Annotated in this window: 16 protein-coding genes; 7 read left to right on the top strand and 9 right to left on the bottom strand. The window is 59.8% G+C overall.

Features of this window, described 5'->3' with window-relative positions:
• Window positions 1-4 precede the first annotated feature (4 nt).
• Window positions 5-1,291 carry an ABC transporter substrate-binding protein gene (locus FHT87_RS08600; protein WP_183801140.1) on the bottom strand — a complete coding sequence of 429 codons (1,287 nt, stop codon included), beginning with the start codon at window positions 1,289-1,291 and terminating at the stop codon, window positions 5-7.
• A gap of 206 nt (window positions 1,292-1,497) precedes the next feature.
• Here FHT87_RS08600 and FHT87_RS08595 point away from each other — a divergent pair, with 206 nt between their 5' ends.
• From FHT87_RS08595 to FHT87_RS08575, 5 genes are all read left to right on the top strand, one after another.
• Window positions 1,498-2,172: a TetR/AcrR family transcriptional regulator gene (locus FHT87_RS08595; protein WP_183801137.1), complete on the top strand. Its 675-nt coding sequence runs from the start codon at window positions 1,498-1,500 to the stop codon at window positions 2,170-2,172.
• Between the two features lie 133 nt (window positions 2,173-2,305).
• Window positions 2,306-3,454 carry a Gfo/Idh/MocA family oxidoreductase gene (locus FHT87_RS08590; protein WP_183727396.1) on the top strand — a complete coding sequence of 383 codons (1,149 nt, stop codon included), beginning with the start codon at window positions 2,306-2,308 and terminating at the stop codon, window positions 3,452-3,454.
• Between the two features lie 3 nt (window positions 3,455-3,457).
• A complete protein-coding gene (locus tag FHT87_RS08585; protein ID WP_183727394.1) occupies window positions 3,458-4,621 on the top strand; it encodes a dihydrodipicolinate synthase family protein in 1,164 nt (387 codons plus the stop codon).
• A gap of 29 nt (window positions 4,622-4,650) precedes the next feature.
• Window positions 4,651-5,481 carry a sugar phosphate isomerase/epimerase family protein gene (locus FHT87_RS08580; RefSeq protein ID WP_183727392.1) on the top strand — a complete coding sequence of 277 codons (831 nt, stop codon included), beginning with the start codon at window positions 4,651-4,653 and terminating at the stop codon, window positions 5,479-5,481.
• Window positions 5,482-5,527: 46 nt separating this feature from the next.
• Complete coding sequence (locus tag FHT87_RS08575; RefSeq protein WP_183727391.1) at window positions 5,528-6,802, top strand: Gfo/Idh/MocA family oxidoreductase; 1,275 nt, start codon at window positions 5,528-5,530, stop codon at window positions 6,800-6,802.
• Between the two features lie 6 nt (window positions 6,803-6,808).
• Here FHT87_RS08575 and FHT87_RS08570 read toward each other — a convergent pair whose 3' ends face one another.
• From FHT87_RS08570 to FHT87_RS08560, 3 genes are read right to left on the bottom strand one after another with little or no spacing between them, the layout of a single operon-like run.
• Window positions 6,809-7,819, bottom strand: coding sequence for a hydroxyacid dehydrogenase (locus FHT87_RS08570; protein ID WP_183727389.1), 1,011 nt, complete (start codon window positions 7,817-7,819; stop codon window positions 6,809-6,811).
• On the bottom strand, window positions 7,816-9,672 hold the full coding sequence (locus FHT87_RS08565) for a DUF2264 domain-containing protein (RefSeq protein WP_183727387.1): 1,857 nt from the start codon (window positions 9,670-9,672) through the stop codon (window positions 7,816-7,818). Before FHT87_RS08565 ends, FHT87_RS08570 begins: the two co-directional genes overlap by 4 nt.
• Before the next feature lie 9 nt (window positions 9,673-9,681).
• Window positions 9,682-10,725 (bottom strand): LacI family DNA-binding transcriptional regulator, encoded by a 1,044-nt coding sequence (locus FHT87_RS08560; RefSeq protein WP_183727386.1) that lies wholly within the window; start codon window positions 10,723-10,725, stop codon window positions 9,682-9,684.
• A 145-nt stretch (window positions 10,726-10,870) separates the two neighbouring features.
• Here FHT87_RS08560 and FHT87_RS08555 point away from each other — a divergent pair, with 145 nt between their 5' ends.
• Window positions 10,871-12,157, top strand: a complete 1,287-nt coding sequence (locus FHT87_RS08555) for an ABC transporter substrate-binding protein (RefSeq protein WP_183727384.1) — start codon at window positions 10,871-10,873, stop codon at window positions 12,155-12,157.
• 65 nt (window positions 12,158-12,222) lie between these two features.
• Here the strand turns inward: FHT87_RS08555 and FHT87_RS08550 are convergent, their stop codons facing one another.
• Genes FHT87_RS08550 through FHT87_RS08530 form a run of 5 tightly spaced genes read right to left on the bottom strand, consistent with a single transcriptional unit; the run spans window position 12,223 to window position 17,610 of the window.
• Window positions 12,223-13,182: a glycosyl hydrolase gene (locus FHT87_RS08550; RefSeq protein WP_183801134.1), complete on the bottom strand. Its 960-nt coding sequence runs from the start codon at window positions 13,180-13,182 to the stop codon at window positions 12,223-12,225.
• Window positions 13,183-13,202: 20 nt separating this feature from the next.
• Window positions 13,203-13,712, bottom strand: a complete 510-nt coding sequence (locus tag FHT87_RS08545) for a DUF995 domain-containing protein (protein WP_183801131.1) — start codon at window positions 13,710-13,712, stop codon at window positions 13,203-13,205.
• Between the two features lie 10 nt (window positions 13,713-13,722).
• A complete protein-coding gene (locus FHT87_RS08540) occupies window positions 13,723-15,606 on the bottom strand; it encodes a glycosyltransferase family 2 protein (protein ID WP_183801128.1) in 1,884 nt (627 codons plus the stop codon).
• Window positions 15,603-16,586 (bottom strand): UDP-glucose 4-epimerase GalE, encoded by a 984-nt coding sequence (gene galE, locus FHT87_RS08535; protein ID WP_183801125.1) that lies wholly within the window; start codon window positions 16,584-16,586, stop codon window positions 15,603-15,605. Before galE ends, FHT87_RS08540 begins: the two co-directional genes overlap by 4 nt.
• A gap of 1 nt (window position 16,587) precedes the next feature.
• Window positions 16,588-17,610: a UDP-glucuronic acid decarboxylase family protein gene (locus FHT87_RS08530; protein WP_183801122.1), complete on the bottom strand. Its 1,023-nt coding sequence runs from the start codon at window positions 17,608-17,610 to the stop codon at window positions 16,588-16,590.
• Between the two features lie 465 nt (window positions 17,611-18,075).
• On the opposite strand from FHT87_RS08530, the gene FHT87_RS08525 reads away from it, so the two are divergent.
• A complete protein-coding gene (locus FHT87_RS08525) occupies window positions 18,076-18,306 on the top strand; it encodes a hypothetical protein (RefSeq protein ID WP_246699598.1) in 231 nt (76 codons plus the stop codon).
• The last annotated feature ends 201 nt before the right edge of the window (window positions 18,307-18,507 follow it).

Genomic DNA, 18,507 nt, shown 5'->3' with positions numbered 1-18,507 from the left:
AAGATCAACCCCGCGCGAGAATTCGCGTGATTTCATCCACGAGCTGCTTGCCGGCATCGGCAGGCTTGAGCTGGCCGAAAGCGACCTGTTCAGAGATGGTGCGCAGCACGACCTGGCCTTCGCCAGCGCCGGTCGGCGGCGGGGGCGGAAGCGGGCCGGCGAGATCGCCAAGGCCGCTGACATATTCGAGCGGGACTTTGCCGGTTTCGTCGAGCGTGCCGGCAACGACCTCACGCATCGCCTTCGATTCCGGAATGCCGCGTTCGACGTCGAGGATCTTGGCAGCATCGGGATTCTTGACGAAGAAGTTGACGTAATCGACAGCCTGATCGATTACCTTCGACTGGGCGGAGACCGAGAAGAACATCGAAGGCTTGCGGTAGTGGCCGCCCTTCGAGTCCGGCTTGATCCTCATGTAGTTGCTGAGCATCAGCTTGTCCTTGACCATCGCCTGATAGCCAACGAACTGGTTGGAGTGGGCGTAATCGCAGGCAGCCTTGCCGACGGTGAGCGGGCTGGTATCGATCGTATCCTTGTAGAGCGCCTGAATGTCGGGCGTTACGCAGGCGCCGGCTTCACGGAATTTGGCCCACATGTCGAACCATTCCGAAGCGTCCTCGGCAGTGAAAGCGATCTTCGAATCCGCCGTATACAGTGCCTTGCCGCGCTGGCGCAGATAGTTTTCGAAGAGCGGCTCGCCGCCGCTGCCATCGGCAAAGCCGAAATAGCCCTTGCGCTTGCCGGCTTTGGTGATTTCGGTGCCGATCTTGCCGAATTCTTCCCAGGTCGTCTTGTTCGTCGGCACGTCGATGCCGGCTTCCTTGAAGGCGACTGTGTTGATGACGGTCGCTGCCGAGTTTGCGCCGAGGCTGACACCATAGAAATGGCCGTCGACCTTGCCGCCTTCGATCTGCGCCGGATCGAAATCATCGAGCTGCAGCTTCGAGGGGATATAGGATTCCAGCGGAGCGAGAGCGCCACGCCGGGCATATTCGACGATGTAGCGATAATCCATCTGGATGACGTCGGGGGCATTGCGACCGGCCACCTGTGTGGCAAGGCGCGGCCAGTAATCGGCCCATCCGAGGAATTCGCCGGTGATCGCAACACCGCTGTTTTTCGCCTTGAAAAGATCGGAGACCTTGTTGGTGCGGTCAGCGCGCGGCTGGGAGCCCCACCAGATGAGGCGCAGGCGGTTTTCCTGCGCGAAAGCGCTGTTTCCGAGCGCCGAAAGCGAAAGGAGCGTTGCTCCGCCCGCCATGAAATTACGTCTGTTTACACGAAAAGTCATATTGGTTTTCCTCCTCCCAACAGGAAGCGCCTCCACACGCTTCCGAATTAGCCATCTTGCAACAAATAACTAATTGGTTACAAGTTATGTTCAAAGCCTCCAGGCTGTCAAGCGGTGTTGCTGGCCCGGTTGCTCTGACCAAATCGGCTTTTTACATTCTTCCGCTTAAGCCTTATGAGCGCAACATGGGAAGTAGGGGAAATCGCATGAACGACACTGGGGAGAGCGCAAAAAAGAAGACTAAGCGCCCGTCCGCTGAGCGAACCGCCCAACGCGATCCGGAGCGCACCCGCGCGGCCATTCTTGAGGCCGCCACACGAGAATTTGCCGAAAACGGCATGGGCGGCGCGCGAGTGGATTCCATCGCAGAGCGCGCCGGTACCAACAAACGCATGCTCTACCACTATTTCGGCGACAAGGAGCAGCTCTATCTGCGCGTGCTGGAGGAGGCCTATGTCAGCATCCGCACTGCAGAGCGCGCACTGAACATCGGTACTCGCAGCCCTGAGGAAGGCATTGGGGAACTTGCCCTCTTCACCTGGCGCTACTTCCTGCAGCATCCGGAGTTCCTCAGCCTGCTCGGTACGGAAAACCTGCACCGCGCCCGCTGGCTGCGCCAGTCCGTGCGGCTCAAGGAATTGCATTCGCATCTGATCGGCGAGCTTTCGCAGGTGCTGGAAGAAGGCAAGAAAGCGGGTGTCTTCATCGAGACCGCCGACCCGCTGTATGTCTATCTGACAATTGCCTCACTCGGCTATTTCTACCTGTCCAACCAGTACACGCTTTCGACGATCTTCGGCCGCGATCTCATCACGCCTGCCAATCTCGAGGCCTGGGAACGACATATCGTTCACGTCACGCTCGCTTCGATAAAGCGCTGATTTTCAAAAAACCGAATTGGCTATTGACAGCAATATTCCTCTTCTGCCATCAAGTAACTGTTTAGTTACCAGCTCGGGAGGGCCGGGCCTGACTGCCCGCTCCCGACGCATAAAAGCTTCCAGGGAGGAAAAAGTGGCACGTTTGGGGATCATTTTGCACGGCGTTACCGGCCGTATGGGTTACAACCAGCACCTCGTTCGCTCGATCCTCGCCTTTCGCGATCAAGGCGGCATTACGCTGAAATCAGGCGAGAAACTGGAAATCGATCCGATCATCGTCGGCCGCAACGGCGGAAAGATGGAGGAGCTTGCCCGCAAGCATAACATCAAGCGCTGGTCGACCGATCTCGATGCTGCGCTCGCCAATCCCGATGACACCATCTTCTTCGATGCCGGAACGACGCTGATGCGCGCCGAGTTGCTTTCCAAGGCGCTCGACGCCGGCAAACACGTCTATTGCGAAAAGCCGATTTCCGACGATCTGCAGGTGGCGATCGACCTGGCCCGTAAGGCGCGTGCCTCCGGCCTCAAGCACGGCGTGGTGCAGGACAAGCTCTTCCTGCCCGGCCTGCGCAAGCTGGCGCTGCTGCGTGATTCCGGCTTCTTCGGCAAAATCCTCTCGGTGCGCGGCGAATTCGGCTACTGGGTCTTCGAAGGCGACTGGGGCGTTCCGGCCCAGCGTCCGTCCTGGAACTACCGCAAGGCCGATGGCGGCGGCATTATCCTCGATATGCTGTGCCACTGGCGCTATGTGCTCGATAATCTCTTCGGTGAGGTGAAGGCCGTTTCCTGCCTGGGTGCAACCCATATTCCGAGCCGCATCGACGAACAGGGCAAGCCATACAACTGCGACACCGATGATGCAGCCTATGCGACCTTCGAGTTGGAAGGCGGCGTGATCGCGCAGGTCAATTCCTCCTGGGCCGTGCGTGTTCGCCGCGACGACCTCGTGACCTTCCAAGTGGACGGCACGCATGGCTCGGCCGTTGCCGGGCTGACGAAATGCTGGAGCCAGCATCGCGTCAATACGCCGAAGCCGGTCTGGAACCCCGACCAGCCGCAGACCATCGACTTCTACAAGACCTGGGACGAAGTGCCGGATACGCAGGCCTTCGACAACGGCTTCAAGGCGCAGTGGGAAATGTTCATTCGCCACGTCGTCGAAGATGCTCCATGGCCCTACGGCCTGGAAGCTGGCGCCAAGGGCGTGCAGCTTGCAGAACTCGGCCTGAAATCGTGGGCAGAACGCCGCTGGCTCGATGTCCCGACGCTGGAGTTCTAAGCCGTGACGACGATCAATCTTCCCCTCGACGGCAAGATCGCTCCTTACACGCTGACCGGCACGCCGATCGAACTCAAGAAGCGGGAAGCCAGGAGCTTCCCGCGCATCGCCTTTGCCGCCGCCCATGTCGTCGCTGATCCGCTGGCCGACAACGATCCCTGGCTGACGCCGGCGATCGACTGGGAGCGTACGCTCGCTTTCCGCCATCGCCTCTGGGATCTCGGTCTCGGCGTTGCCGAAGCGATGGATACGGCGCAGCGCGGCATGGGTCTCGGCTGGCCGGAAGCACGCGAGCTGATCCGCCGCGCGCTTGCCGAAGCCGCAGGCCGCAAGGACGCGCTGATTGCCTGCGGCGCCGGCACCGACCATCTGACGCCTGGCCCCGATGTGACGATCGACACGATCATCAGCGCTTACGAGGAACAGATCGAGACGGTGGAAGCCGCCGGTGGTCGCATCATCCTCATGGCAAGCCGTGCCCTAGCCGCGGCAGCCAAGGGGCCGGACGATTATATCAAGGTCTATGACCGCATTCTTCGCCAGGTGAAGGAACCCGTCGTCATCCACTGGCTCGGCGAAATGTTCGACCCGGCGCTGGCAGGCTATTGGGGCAATGGCGACCACCTGAAGGCGATGGAAACCTGCCTGCAGGTGATTGAGGCCAATGCCGCCAAAGTCGATGGCATCAAAATATCGCTTCTTTCCAAGGAGAAGGAAGTGACGATGCGCCGGCAGCTGCCGAAGGGCGTGCGCATGTATACTGGCGATGACTTCAACTACGCCGAACTGATCGCCGGCGATGAGCAGGGCCATTCGGACGCACTGCTCGGCATTTTCGACGCCATCGCGCCCGCAGCGTCTGCAGCGCTCGATGCGCTCGGCCGCAAGAGCAACCACGAATTCTTCGACCTGCTCGAGCCGACTGTCCCGCTGTCCCGCCACATCTTCAAGGCGCCGACCCGCTTTTACAAGACCGGTGTCGTCTTCCTCGCCTATCTCAATGGCCTGCAGGACCATTTCACGATGATCGGCGGCCAGCAGAGCACGCGCTCGCTCACGCATCTGGCGGAGCTTTTCCGCCTTGCCGACAAGGCCCGGGTTCTCGCCGATCCGGAAGTCGCGACTGATCGGATGAAGCAGGTGCTTGCCGTCCACGGCGTTCACTGAGCGCCGGCATGGCAATGGAGGGGAATGACATGCAGGTCGAAGGACTTTCGATCAACCTTGCGACGATCCGCGAGCAATGCGGCTTTGCCGAAGCCGTCGATATCTGCCTGAAGCACAGCATCACCTCGATCGCGCCCTGGCGCGATCAGGTCGCCAAGGCCGGTCTCGATGAGGCAGTGCGCATCGTCAAGTCGAACGGTATCAAGCTGACCGGGCTCTGCCGCGGCGGCTTCTTTCCGGCGGCAAGCGAGGGCGAGTGGCAAAAGAACCTCGACGACAACAGGCGGGCCATTGACGAGGCGGCGGCGTTTTCGGCCGATTGCCTCGTGCTCGTCGTTGGTGGCCTGCCCGGCAGTTCGAAGGATATCGTTGCGGCCCGGAAGATGGTGTTCGACGGCATCGCCGCCGTGCTGCCGCACGCGCAGGCTGCAGGTGTGAAGCTGGCGATCGAGCCGCTGCATCCGATGTATGCCGCAGACCGTGCCTGCGTGAACACGCTTGGCCAGGCTCTCGATATGTGTGAGCAGCTCGGTGAAGATGTCGGCGTTGCCGTCGATGTCTATCACGTCTGGTGGGATCCCGATCTTGCCAACCAGATTGCCCGGGCTGGACGCATGAAACGCATCTTTGCCCACCACATCTGCGACTGGCTGGTGCCGACCAAGGACATGCTGCTCGACCGCGGCATGATGGGCGATGGCGTCATCGATCTCAAAGGCATAAGACGGATGGTGGAAGCCGCCGGCTTCTTCGGCGCGCAGGAGGTCGAAATCTTCTCGGCTGAGAACTGGTGGAAGCGTCCGGCCGACGAGGTCATCGCCACCTGCGTCGAGCGCTTCAGGAGCTGCTGCCAAGTCTAGTTTTAAAATCCAATCGTTTCATCACGTATGAAGGAGGAATCATTCGATGGAGAAACGCCGTTTTGCCCTAATCGGCACCGGTAACCGCGGCACCACGATGTGGGGCAAGGATCTGCTTTCCGGCTGGCGCGAGCATGTCGACCTGACTGCGATCGTCGAGAAGAATTCGCTGCGCGGCGAGCGCGCCCGCACCATGATCGGCAGCAACGCGCCGCTCTATGAAAACATCGATTCAATGCTGACAGAGCAGAAGCCGGATCTGGTGATCGTCTGCACGCCCGACCATACGCATGACGATATCATCGTCAGGGCGCTGGAATCCGGCATCGACGTGATCACCGAAAAACCGATGACCACGTCAGTGGAGAAGATTCGCCGGATTCTGGATGCCGAAAAGCGCACCGGCCGCCGGGTCGACGTTTCCTTCAACTATCGCTATGCGCCAACGGCAGCGAAGATCAAGGAACTCCTGAATTCCGGCGAGATTGGCCGTGTCACCTCGGTCGATTTCCATTGGTACCTCAACACCAAGCACGGCGCCGATTATTTCCGCCGGTGGCATGCCTATACGGAAAATTCCGGTAGTTTGTTCGTTCACAAGGCGACACATCATTTCGACCTTTTGAACTGGTACCTCGATAGCGATCCTGACGCCGTGACCTCCTTCGCCGACTTGCAGAATTACGGCCGCAAGGGACCCTTCCGCGGCCCGCGCTGCAAGCTCTGTCCGCACACACAGGACTGCGACTACTATCTCGATCTCGAAAGGGATCCCTTCCTCGATTCGCTCTATGAAGATCCCTCGAAGATCGATGGCTATTTCCGCGACGGCTGCGTTTTCCGCGAAGACATCGACATTCCCGATACGATGGCCGTTTCCATCCGCTATCGCAACAATGTCCATGTTTCCTATTCTCTGAACACGTTCCAGCCAATCGAGGGACATCACCTCGCGTTCAACGGCACCAAGGGTCGCATCGAGATCCGCCAGTATGAGGCGCAGCCCTGGGAAGAGCCGAGGGAAGACACGATCCTGTTGATCCGCAACTTCCCGCATGGCAAGGAAGCGGTCGAACGCATCACGGTGCCGCATTCCTCCGGCGGTCACTACGGCGGTGACGACCGGATGCGCAACATGATCTTCAAGCCCGATATGCAAGACAGGCTTGCACAGCGGGCCGGTACGCGCGCCGGCGCAATGTCCGTGCTCTGCGGTATCGCCGCGCTGACGAGTTCGCGCACCGGCAAGGTCGTCAGCATCTCCGACCTCATGCCGGAGCTCGCCGATGACGGTTCGCCGAACTCGCTGAAGGCGTCGTAAGGCGCCTCAGGCGGTGTTTTCCAGGCTTTCGAGGGTAAGACCGTACAACAGGGGTTCGCCCCTGATGAAACGTTCAGCCTCATCGACTGCCATTTCGCCGAGGCGGCCGCGCTCCAGGCCGACTGCGCCGGCAATATGCGGTGTCAGGAAAACATTGGGCAAATCGTAGAAAGCCGATTCCGGCCCCGGTATCTCGGGGTCGGTCACATCGATGATGGCATCGATGCGGCCGGTTTTCAGCGTAGCCAGCAAAGCATCCTCATCGATCAGAGCGCCGCGCGCCGTGTTGATCAACGTCGCGCCGTCCTTCATCAATGCCAGCCTTGCGGCATCGATCATGTGCCGAGTAGATGGCAGTGATGGCGCGTGAATGGAGACGATATCCGAGCCGCGCATCAGGTCGTCGAGTTCAACTTTCTGTACGCCCATCCTGCGCGCCTGATCCGCATCGACGGTCGGATCTGACAGCAGCACCTGATAGGCGAAGGGTCGTAGCAAGTCGATGACCCGGCGGCCGATACGTGAAGCACCGATGATGCCAACCGTGCGGTGATAATTGCCGATGGCCTCGCGCTGCATCGGATAGGTGCGGTCGCGATGCCGGTCAGCAACATAGAAGTCGCGGAACCGGAAGACATGTTTGCCGGCGAAGATGATCGCGGCCAGCGTGAATTCGGCGACCGGTACGGCATTGGCTTCGGCCGCATGGCTGACGGCGATACCGGCTTCAAAAATGCCGGTATCGATGATGCCTTTCACTGTCCCTGCCGCATGCACGACGAGCTTCAGTTTCGGAGCAAGCGCCAGAACCTCGCGGCCGACGTAAGGTGCCCCCCAACCGGTGATCAGGATTTCCGCTTCGGACAGCAGGCGTTTCGCCCGCTCATCATCAAAGCGCTCGAGCGGTTCGGCATCGAGCAGGCACCCGAAACCATCCAGCCGGTGAAGGACCGCCTCGGGCAGGATATGCTCGGTGCGGGAGGACTGCATGGCAAGGACGACAGCGGGACGGTTCATGGCATCTGTCCTGGCGCTTCGATGGCACTGACGGTGACGCCTTTTTCGCTGACCAGTTTTTCGAGCGCGGCAATATCAGGCGCCTTTGGGGGCGTCACCCATGCGCCAGAAACGGCCGCCAGATCGTTCAGCGCTAGCGCGGCGGTTATCAGGATCGTTTCCCCAGCAGGGATTTCACCACGCAGTTGCGGCACGAGCGTCTTGGAAACGATCATGTTGGTATTCGGCAGCGCCTTCTGGGCAAGGCCCTGTCGCTTGACCGACGAGCCGAGGTCAACGATGCCGGAAAAATCCGCCTCGCCGATCGCGTAGGCCGAGCCCTGCGCGGCAGAAAGCGTATCGGCATCGAGATCGCGCCTGGCAATTGCGAAGCCGCCTTCGGCCGTCTGCAGCGGGCGCGGCGTGGTGATACGGTGAACGCGGATATGCCAGGGCGCCGACGGCACCAGCCAGCTTTCAACCTTCACGTCCTTGAACGCAGACCATTTGGAATAAAGGACGTCGCCGGCGACCTTCGCCTGTTCGTTCGTTTCGCGGACGCGGTAGTGCAGGCCGTCGTCGCTGAAGGCGAGTGCGGAGTCGAAAGCGGCGAGTGCGAAGGCGCGTTCATCAGCCTCCACGCTGAAGCCGTAACGGGCCGAATAGGCGAACTTGGCGTATTTCTCCGTGCCGAACCGCATCTGCAGGTTTTCCTGGCCGGAAGACAGCGCCACGACATCATTGCCGGCACGCATCATCACCATACCCGGATGGCGCTGCGGAACCACTTCCGGCGCCTGATCGGGCACCTTTTCTTCCGCGGTCCAGAAGGGGTGATCTTCCGGAATAGCGAGCGGCAAGAAGGCCTTGAAGGCCCAATAGGGCGAGCCGGCGGAATTGTAGCTTTCCGACATCAACAGGTTCGGATAGCCGAAGCCGATGGTCAGCACGCCATCATGGCCGGCGATCGGCTTGTCCCGCCACCAGCGCAGATGTTCGAGGCAGAGATGCTTGACCTCGCCCCACGGCAGCGCCTCGAGATCGGCAAAGGCAAGCGCCGACCAGAAGCCGGCGCAGGCGAAACGATAGGTCAGGCTGCGACCGAAGGGAATGGTCGCACCGTCAGGTGCAAACCAGTGGCGGAAATCTTTCGCGAACAGCACGGCGCGCTCGCGGTAGCGCTTGGCATAGTCGTCATCGACCAGCTTGGAATAGATCAGGCCGTAGAAATGCATCGCGAAGGGAATGTAATGGTCGATGCGGCGGATATCGCCGTCGCGATACCACCCATCGCCGATGTAGAAACCTTCCAGTTCTTCAAGATACTGCTCCGTCAGGCTGCGGTCGAAATCGGCACCGAGGCGATCGAGGGCGATATCGACGAAGATGCGGAAGAACTTCCAGTTGTTGTCGGCATAGTCGAACTGCCGGACATGCTTGAAATAGGCGACGATATTGTCGCGCGCGCGCTTGTCGAGCGGTTCCCAGATCTTTTCAGGCACCAGGGCTAGAGCAAAGCCGAGGGCGGCCAATTCCACCATGCGCTGGTCACGGGCATTGACCGTGCCCCAATATTCGGGATGGGCGGGATCGCAGCCATTCGCCAAGCCTTCGGCAAAGCGGTGCCAATGGGCGAAATCATTCTTGCCGGCGCCGAGCGGCGCAAGCCCCCAGAGCGGACGGGCGAAGCCTTCGAGGTCGGCTGCAGCCCGGTCGAAATGGGCGCCGGCGCCATCGAGGCGGACGCGGGCATTGCCGTCGGAGAAGAAGGGCAGCAGCGGATCGAAGAGATCGTTGACGGCCCGGATCATGTCGGTACGTGTCTTCAGCGGGTTGCCTGCAAGCGGGTTGGCGCTGGCGGGATCATAGGTCATCGGCATCACTCACAGCTTGTCGGTATCGGGAACGGTGCCTCCGGCAACGGGAACGACCGCCTGGCAGATATGGCGGGCCGGCGCGGTCCTGTCGCGGTAGCGGGAAATCATCAGGGACACGGCCTCACGGCCGAGGGCGGCGCGATCTACGCGCATGGTCGAGAGCTGCGGATTGGTCATCGCAGCGCAGGGAAGATCATCGAAGCCGACGATTGCGAAATCCTCGGGAACACGAAGCCCTGCTTCGGTGACGGCTTCAAGGACGCCGACAGCGATGAAATCATTCATGCAGAAAGCGGCCGTATAACCTGGATCTTCCGCAAGTATCGCGACAGTGCGTTCATGCGCCTCGCGGCTGGCACTACCCTGGAAGGTCAGCGGCACGAGCCGACCTTCGGCACCGGGCACCGCGGCAATCGCCGCTTCAAAGCCACGCACGCGTTCGCGGATCGTGTGACGATGCGAGCCGGTCAGATGCAGAATGCGACGATGACCGGCTTTCGTGAGCCGGCTTGTCGCCTCGAAAGCACCGAAGAAATTGGAGGGCGACACACCGTCGAGGCGCAGGCGCGGATCGGTGCCGTTGACGAGAACGGTTGGTGTTCCGGTCGCTTCCAGCCAGGCCCGCAGTGTATCACTGGGATCGATGCCGACGAGGAAAAGCCCTTCGGCTTCTGCCGTCTGCATATATTCGCCGACCATGTCAGGAGTCGTGCGGTCCTCCCGCACGAGACGCACCTCGAAGGGCATGCCGGCATCGGCAGCACCTGCACGGAGACCCTCGACGATCGACTCGTAGAAAACGCTGAGGCCGCCGGTCGCCCCATCGCTTGCAATCAGAGCAAGTCCGCCGGGAATACTTTCCGAAGTGGCTTTCAGCGGATAACCGTGCTCGGCAGCGACCTTCAATATGTGCCGCCGCACGCTTTCGCTGATGCCGGGCTCATTGGCGAGCACCCGCGATACCGTGGAAACGGAAACCCCGGCCAGGCTGGCAATATCGGCCTGGCGCGGCCGCCTGGTCTTGCTCTCGGTCGTTCTGATCTCAATCATAGCGGCAAAGATTATGCAAATTATGCAAATTTGCAAGATAATCATAATTTCTTGCAAAGAGAAATTTTTTGCGTACTCTACCTGCCGGAACGCTCGGACAGACCATTGGAGGATGGCACCCGGGCACGGACATTAGGAGGAAATCATGCAGGTCAATCGCCGTTCATTCTTGATGGGAACCGCAGGTGCCGCGGCCGGCCTCGCCTTCGGCGCCGGCAGCTCGATTCCCGCATTCGCCGAGGACGCTTCGCTTCGTGCCATGTGGTGGGGCTCCAACGACCGTGCCAAACGTACGCTCGATGTCGCCAAGCTCTACCAGTCGAAAACACCCGGCGTCACCATTGTCGGTGAATCGCTTTCGGGCGACGGCTACTGGACGAAGCTGGCTACGCAGATGGCCGGCCGCGCGATCGCCGACGTCTTCCAGCTCGAGCCAGGTACGATCTCCGACTATTCCAAGCGCGGCGCCTGCCTGCCGCTCGATGAATTCGTTCCCTCGACGCTGAAGGTCGACAGCTTCGGCGCCGACATGCTGAAACTGACCACCGTCGACGGCAAGCTCTATGGTGTCGGCCTCGGGCTCAACTCCTTCGCGATGTTCTTCGATACCGTCGAATTTGAAAAGGCGGGCATCCCCCTGCCGACGCCCGATCTCACCTGGGATGAGTATGCCAAGCTCGCCGTGGAACTCGCCAAAGCCTCCGGCAAGGGCGGCGGCCCCTATGCGGCGCGCTACAACTATGTCTTCGACGCCTGGCTGCGCCAGCGCGGTAAGAGCGTTTTCGCCAAGGAAGGTGTCGGCCTCGGCTTTACGGTCGACGATGCCAAGGAATGGTTCGACTACTGGGAAAAGCTGCGCAAGGCGGGCGGCACCGTTGCTGCCGACGTTCAAACGCTTGACCAGAACACCATCGACACCAATTGCCTCGGCCTCGGCAAATCGGTCATCGGCATGGCCTATTCCAACCAGATGATCGGCTATCAGCTCATCATCAAGAACAAGCTCGGCATTACCATGCTGCCGCGCGAGAAGAAAGGCGGTCCGTCAGGCCATTATTATCGCCCGGCTCTGATCTGGAGCGTGGGCGCCACGACCAAGCAGGGCGAAGCCGCCGCAAAGTTCATCAGCTTCTTCGTCAACGATCCCGAAGCCGGCAAGATCCTCGGCGTGGAACGCGGGGTGCCGATGTCGCCGGCGGTTCGCGAAGCCATCCTGCCGCAGCTCAACCCCACGGAGCAGGAAACGGTCAAGTACGTGAACCTGCTCAAGGACCAGGTCGGCGAATATCCGCCGCCGGTGCCGATGGGCGCAACTCAATTCGACCAGCGTGTCCTTCGTCCGACCTGTGACGAGCTCGCCTTTGAGCGCATTTCGGTAGCCGACGCCGCCGCCAAGCTCGTCGAAGAGGGCAAGGCAACGATCAAGGGTTAATCCTAATCCATATGAACGAGCGAAGGCCCGCCATCGGCGGGCCTGGCTTTTTCGGTAACCCCAGCCTAGTTGCTTGCGTCTTCGATAACCCTCCAATCGGGCCGGCCGAGATCGAACGGCCAGGCATGTACATCGCGGTCATTGAAATAGACGACTTCCTGAAGCTCCGGAAAATCGCTTTGCTTCGTCGCCGCCGTATCCATCCACGGCTTGATGTAGTTGTCGCTGCCCTCATAGCCGAGTTCGGCGACCCAGACGGGCTTGCCATATTGAGCGACTAAGTCGTAGCCGGGCTTCAGTGCCTCGGTGAAGGTACGTGGGCCGTTATGTGCGATCTTGTCATAAGCCTCTAGGCCGAAGACAGAGAGGCCGACGAAATCGACATAGTTGTCGCCGGGGTAGTAGGCGTTGAGGCCAGGTTCTCCTTTCGGCGACCACATGAGCTTCGTGCCGGGCGCCTTCTGGCGAACAATGTCCATCATGCGGCTGTAGGCGGCTATATAATCCGGAGGATTCCAGCCCGACCATGAAAAGCGGCCGGTCTTGTCTTCCATTTCCTGCCCCCAGCGGACGATGACCGGGCTCTTCAACTGGGCGATCATCATGGCAATCGCGCGCATGTTCGCGTCGTAATCGCCGCGAAGCAGCTTCTGGCGAAGCTCCGTCGAGGTTAACCGCCAGTCCACATCCCACGACCAGGGCTCCACAGTGATCAGCAGGTTGCGGCCCCTCGCCAGCGCATAGGCATCCGCCACGCGCAGCGTTTCGAGATCGACATCCTCCCATGGAAGGAAGAGGTGCTCGGTCGTCACACTCTGCTGCGCGCCAAAATCACCATGCGGATCGTAGGCGCCGAACTTGATGCCATCGGCATGAATGGCGGGACGCTTGTCGGTGATCGTCTGCGCGCCCGCGTTCAAGACGGCGGCGGCGTTCTGCGCCGCGCTTCGATGCGGGAGATCGGCAACACCAACCAGCAGTATTGCTATCGTTGCAGTCGAAATTCTCTTGGCCAGGGTTTTCATGATTCTATCCTCCCCTCCGGTCACTTGCCGGTCGCGAGAACCTGTTTCAGCTCCCTGGCTTTCAGGCTCACCGTGTCTGCCGGAACCAGCTTCCGGAACTCATCGTCGGCTTTTGTGGAAGCGTGCCGGAACACGTACCAGTCCCCGTTCGGCTGACGCCGCTGATAGATCGTGCTACCGATCCTGCGGTGACCGAAGCAGGTACTGGCACGTGCCGCCCCCTCATTATTGGTCCAGGTCGCGCGCATACACATCTGGCCGAAATCGTCGACGACCCAGCGGCCTTCGGCGAAAGACTGCTTACCGCCATCGTTGACCCAGGCGACGAAACGCCTGCCCTCGCCAATAAAACGACCGCCGCCCGTATCCCAGGTCCAGGTCTTGTCGGCGTAGATTGCGTAAAGCTCGCCGGCATTGAGCGGCGTCGGCGTTGCCGCTTTTTTCTGTTCCATTGCGCGTGCATTCACCGGGAGGATAAGGCCGAGGCATAGAGCCAGCGCTCCTCCCGTCAATCGTGCTGCCATGCTCATTTTATTCTCCTCACGCATTTCTGCTCTCCCAAATACCCCTTCCCATATGGCCGGCTTCGGCAAAGCCGTGCCACTTGAGACGGAATTTCACGATCCTGGTCTTGCCGCCGCCGAGCCCTGCACCGGCCACGGTAAATTGCGATTGGGTGAAGGTGACGAAGGGCTGGCCGTGCGACAGCGCTTCCAAAGCGGTCAGCCCGTGATTGGCAAGCTGCGCGCCGCCGATCAGGCAGACGACGAGACCGCCGGCGACGGCTAGCCTGAGGCCCTGCGACTGCGGCAGGAGCGGCTGATCGTTCTCGATTGCGTGGCGTACGACGATCAGAATTGCGAGCGACACATAGATCACCAAATTGATCGCCGCGAATATCTGGAAGCCACGTGCCCCGCCGCCATCGGCCGCGAGAACCATGGCCGCGGCACATATGCCTGCCAACACGATGTAAGGTGCGATGACGCGCACCGGCAATTTGCGCTGCACCTGATCACCCTTCGGGGTGATGCGGAATTCCACGAAAGAGCCGGTCATATGATCGCGCACGGCTGCGAGGCTGCCGGCTAGCGACCAGGGCCAGCGAAGCAGGATGAAGGCTACCCCTTCCCAGCCGAAAAGCTTTGCGTCGCAAGGCCGGAAGGTGCCTGACGCACGCCAGAAGATGGCGAATGCCGTCAGCACGATCGAAAGCGGCAGCGAATGCAACAAGAATGCTGGATAAGTGACGTTGACGAAAACATGACCCGTGAGCAGAGCTGCGACCGGCAGCAGGAGCATCATGGCTATGAAGGCTGAAAACAGCGGATACCAGAGCTGGGAAAACAAGAACTGAAACTTCAGCTTCAGCGGCAGCCGGGAAACATACCTGCGGGAATATTGCAGGAGAATGGTGACCAGGCTGCGCGACCACTGGTACTCCTGAACCACCAGATCGACGAAGGTCGCCGGCCCGTCGCCATGGGCAATGGCATCGACCGCATGGACCCCGCGCCAGCCGCCGGCGTTCATCATCAGCGTGGTCGAATGATCTTCCGCAAGTTCGGGGCCGAGCCCACCGATCTCCCGCAGTGCGGCCGTGCGCACGGCATAATGGGAGCCGATGCAGAGCGGCGCCCAGCCATTATTATATCCTATCTGCAACGAGCCATGCAGGCTCGCTTCCGCATAGAGCCTACCGCGGGCAGCCCAGCTCTCGGACGCATTGGCATCGCAGATGCTGGGTGCCGAGACGTAGCCGACTTCGGGATCGCGGAAAGGCCGCAAAACTTCACGAAGATAGGTCGGCGTCGGTACATGATCGGCATCGAACTGAGCGACGAAGTCATAGCGCTCATAGCCGAAGTGATCATAGAAATAGGCGAGATTGCCTTCCTTGCAGCGCGTGCGGCGCGGCCAGACGGGGCGGAGATACTCGCTCACGCCCTTGCGTGTGGAGATCATGACCCCATGCTGCCCGCACCACCTCTTCGTCTCTTCGGATGGATCTTCATCGGCGAGCCAGACATCGAACTCGACGTCCTTCTGATCGAGCATGGCAAGAAGCGTCTTGCGCACGACGGTGAAAGGTTCCGACGGCGCCTTGGTGACGACCATCGCGACGCGGCCCTTCGGCAGGCTTGCAGATGATCTGACCTGTCTTGCATCCAGGAAGATCAGGATGAAGTAGGCCGGCAGCAGCGTGACCCATGCAAGAATGAGAGTGACGAGCAGGAATGTAGGCCACGATACGATATGGATGGGCTGAGCCCACCAAAGCCAGAAATAGCCGAGTGCCGTCAGCCAGCAGAGGATGCCAAGCCCATAAGCAGCACGATTCCAGCCGGAAAAGACAGGCTCGAACGTTTCGGCCTTGGCGGCAGAAGACCGATATACGCGGTCTATTTCGGCTCTGGTGCTCACGCGATCACCTCCAGTCCGAAAGTCGGGCCGGCCGTGCGGATGATCGTATCGATATCCGAAAGCGCCGGTGTGAAATCCAGCTCCAAGCGGGCCTTTTTCGTATCAGCAAAAAGAACCGGCGGATCGCCTGCACGGCGCGGCTGATAGCGCACCGGCACCTTGTGGCCGGTCTTTCGTTTGACGGCATCGAGGATCTCGCCGATCGACGTACCGCGGCCGGAGCCCAGATTGACGCTCAGCGAGTTGCCGCCGGCCAGGAGATGGCGAACGGCGGCGAGATGCGCCTCCGAGAGATCGCTGACATGGATGTAATCCCTGACGCAGGTGCCGTCTTCAGTCTCATAATCCGTGCCGAAAATGTCGAGGTTGCCGATCCGGCCGCCGGCAGCGAGAAGGGCGCGCGGGATCAAATGGGTTTCAGGATAGTGCCGTTCAGCAAGCTGGCCCTCCGGATCGGCGCCGGCGGCATTGAAGTAGCGAAGCGCGGCAAAGCGGATGCCGTAGGCTGCGGCATAATCCTCCAGCGCCATTTCGAAGATCAGCTTGGTCCTGCCATAGGGATTGACCGGGTGTTGCGGCGTTTTCTCGCCGACCGGCAGCATCTCCGGTATGCCGTAGGTCGCGCAGCTGCTGGAAAAAACGATCCTGTCGATATTGCGATCGAGGCAGGCGTCCAGCAGCGTCAGGCTGCCGATGACATTGTTGCGATAGTAGATGCTCGGCTTTTCGACGGATTCACCGACATAGGCGTTGGCACCGCAATGGATGACACAATCCGGCGAGTATTCCGCCATGACCTGTCGCAGCCTCGCACCATCGGCGATATCCGCCTGGATCAGCGGCCCCCACCGGACACTATCAATGTGTCCGGTCGAGAGATTGTCATAGGTGACCGGAACCATACCGGCGCGCGCAAGTGTCTTGCAGATGTGGCTGCCGATGAAGCCGGCGCCACCCGTAACCAGGATGTAGCGGGGCATCTCATACGGCCTCCACCACTTCCTTGCGGGTGAGCAGCGCATCGAAATAGGCTATCGTACGCTTCAGCCCGGTCTTCAGCTCCGTCGTCGGCCACCAGTTCAGATCTTCCCTGGCTCGGGAAATATCCGGCCGGCGCTGCTGCGGATCGTCCGCGACGGCCGGCAGGTAAACGAGGCGTGAGCGTGAATCGGTCAGATCGAGAATGATTTCGGCAAGATCCCGCACGGTGATCTCCGCTGGGTTGCCGAGATTGATCGGACCGACGCAGTTTTCGCCAGCATCGGCGAAACGCAGGAAACCGTCGATGAGATCATCGACATAGCAGAAGGAACGGGTCTGCCGACCATCACCGTAGATCGTTATGTCGGTGTTGGAGAGCGCCTGGACGATGAAGTTGGACACGACCCGTCCGTCATCGAGGCGCATGCGCGGACCATAAGTATTGAAGATCCGGCCAACCTTGATATCGACGCCATACTTGCGGTGATAATCGAAAAACAGGGTCTCGGCGGACCGCTTGCCCTCGTCGTAGCAGCCGCGCGGACCGATCGGGTTGACGTTGCCGAAATAGGTTTCGCGTTGCGGATTCTGATGCGGATCCCCGTAGACTTCCGACGTCGAGGACTGGACGACCGTTGCACCGCTGCGGCGGGCCGCATCCAGCGTATTGACGGCTCCAAGCACGTTCGTCAGCAAGGTGCCGACGGGATCGCGCTGATAATCCGGCGGCGAAGCTGGCGAAGCAAAGTTGAAGATGACGGACGCTTCCACATCATAGGGCTGCCGCACGTCATGTTCGAGAAGCCGGAAACGGGTGTTCTGCTGCAGATGCTCGATATTGACGCGGCGGCCGGTGTAAAAATTGTCGAGACAGATGACCTGATGACCACGCTCGAGAAGCCGTTCGCAAAGATGGGACCCCAGGAAACCAGCACCTCCATTGACCAGTACCGTCTTTGGCCGTGATGATGTCGATGCGGATGCAGGTTGCTGATAAGCTTCGGTGGGAATGAAACTACGCACTACAAACTCCTTCCCATGCGGTGTGGCCTTTCTAGACCCTTCTATATTTTTGGCTTCGTCTCTTCCGTCTCGATATCTTCTACATAAAGTAGTATCGATTGAATAACTACGCCGGTTATTCTTCAGAAGATTGCAGCCATGTTCAAAATGATAGGAGAATATCAACCAAGGTCAATTTAAAAACATGGGTACAATTCCAAATAGCTACTATAGAAAACCCTGACGTTCCTTTGATTAATCCTTTTTAAGGGACTATTCTGCGAAGTTTTTCATTCGGCTGCCCTAGCCTCAGCCACGGAGCTGATATAAAGGAGCCGCCATCTACTGGTTTGTAAGGGCGCGTCACTATTGCCCAAATAATGGGAATGCCTAATGACAGCTCATGACCAAGTGCATGGCACATCGCCATGCAGACTTAATTCGTTGGCTTTGGCAGCAACGATTATTCTGTCGGCTATCGGGCCTATGTCCTGTGCGGTCGTCGATGCGGCCACAGTCGGAAGTACGGAGAAGAATGTCGTAGTGGCGCGCGTTCCGCACGCCACGAAGGCCTTCGCCTATAGTGCCGAACCGAAGATTACCGCTCCGACAAGGGCCAAAGCCGCAGAATATCCCGGCTCTGCACCCTATATCTGCTCACCGAGCGGCTTCGGCCAGAAATCGCGTTGCTTCGCCCGCTCATCCCTGATGGATTGATGGCCTACAGCATCGGCCCGAAAATCGGAATCGATTTTCGGAAGCCTGATGCGTAGATTCAAAGAGTTAGAGCGTCCTTTGTGAGTCCGAATGGACGCACGGCGCTCTAGGTCGTGGTGACGATTTAACGGATTGAGATTCCCAAGAGGTGGCAAATCAGATTCAACACTGACTTTTGGAGGTCAGTGATGGATTGCGATG

Source organism: Rhizobium sp. BK316 (assembly GCF_014193695.1).
In the GTDB taxonomy this organism is placed as follows: Bacteria; Pseudomonadota; Alphaproteobacteria; order Rhizobiales; family Rhizobiaceae; genus Rhizobium.
The sequence above is the reverse complement of the archived record's forward strand: the minus strand, read 5'-3'. Positions and strand labels throughout refer to the sequence as shown.

What these genes read in the sequence shown, in the direction of transcription:
- FHT87_RS08525 (WP_246699598.1), top strand. Translation starts at nt 18,076, where the DNA reads ATGTCCTGTGCGGTCGTCGATGCGGCCACAGTCGGAAGTACGGAGAAG.
- FHT87_RS08555 (WP_183727384.1), top strand. Translation starts at nt 10,871, where the DNA reads ATGCAGGTCAATCGCCGTTCATTCTTGATGGGAACCGCAGGTGCCGCG.
- FHT87_RS08570 (WP_183727389.1), bottom strand. Translation starts at nt 7,819, where the DNA reads ATGAACCGTCCCGCTGTCGTCCTTGCCATGCAGTCCTCCCGCACCGAG.
- FHT87_RS08575 (WP_183727391.1), top strand. Translation starts at nt 5,528, where the DNA reads ATGGAGAAACGCCGTTTTGCCCTAATCGGCACCGGTAACCGCGGCACC.
- FHT87_RS08565 (WP_183727387.1), bottom strand. Translation starts at nt 9,672, where the DNA reads ATGACCTATGATCCCGCCAGCGCCAACCCGCTTGCAGGCAACCCGCTG.
- FHT87_RS08595 (WP_183801137.1), top strand. Translation starts at nt 1,498, where the DNA reads ATGAACGACACTGGGGAGAGCGCAAAAAAGAAGACTAAGCGCCCGTCC.
- FHT87_RS08545 (WP_183801131.1), bottom strand. Translation starts at nt 13,712, where the DNA reads ATGAGCATGGCAGCACGATTGACGGGAGGAGCGCTGGCTCTATGCCTC.
- FHT87_RS08600 (WP_183801140.1), bottom strand. Translation starts at nt 1,291, where the DNA reads ATGACTTTTCGTGTAAACAGACGTAATTTCATGGCGGGCGGAGCAACG.
- FHT87_RS08550 (WP_183801134.1), bottom strand. Translation starts at nt 13,182, where the DNA reads ATGAAAACCCTGGCCAAGAGAATTTCGACTGCAACGATAGCAATACTG.
- FHT87_RS08580 (WP_183727392.1), top strand. Translation starts at nt 4,651, where the DNA reads ATGCAGGTCGAAGGACTTTCGATCAACCTTGCGACGATCCGCGAGCAA.
- FHT87_RS08560 (WP_183727386.1), bottom strand. Translation starts at nt 10,725, where the DNA reads ATGATTGAGATCAGAACGACCGAGAGCAAGACCAGGCGGCCGCGCCAG.
- galE (WP_183801125.1), bottom strand. Translation starts at nt 16,586, where the DNA reads ATGCCCCGCTACATCCTGGTTACGGGTGGCGCCGGCTTCATCGGCAGC.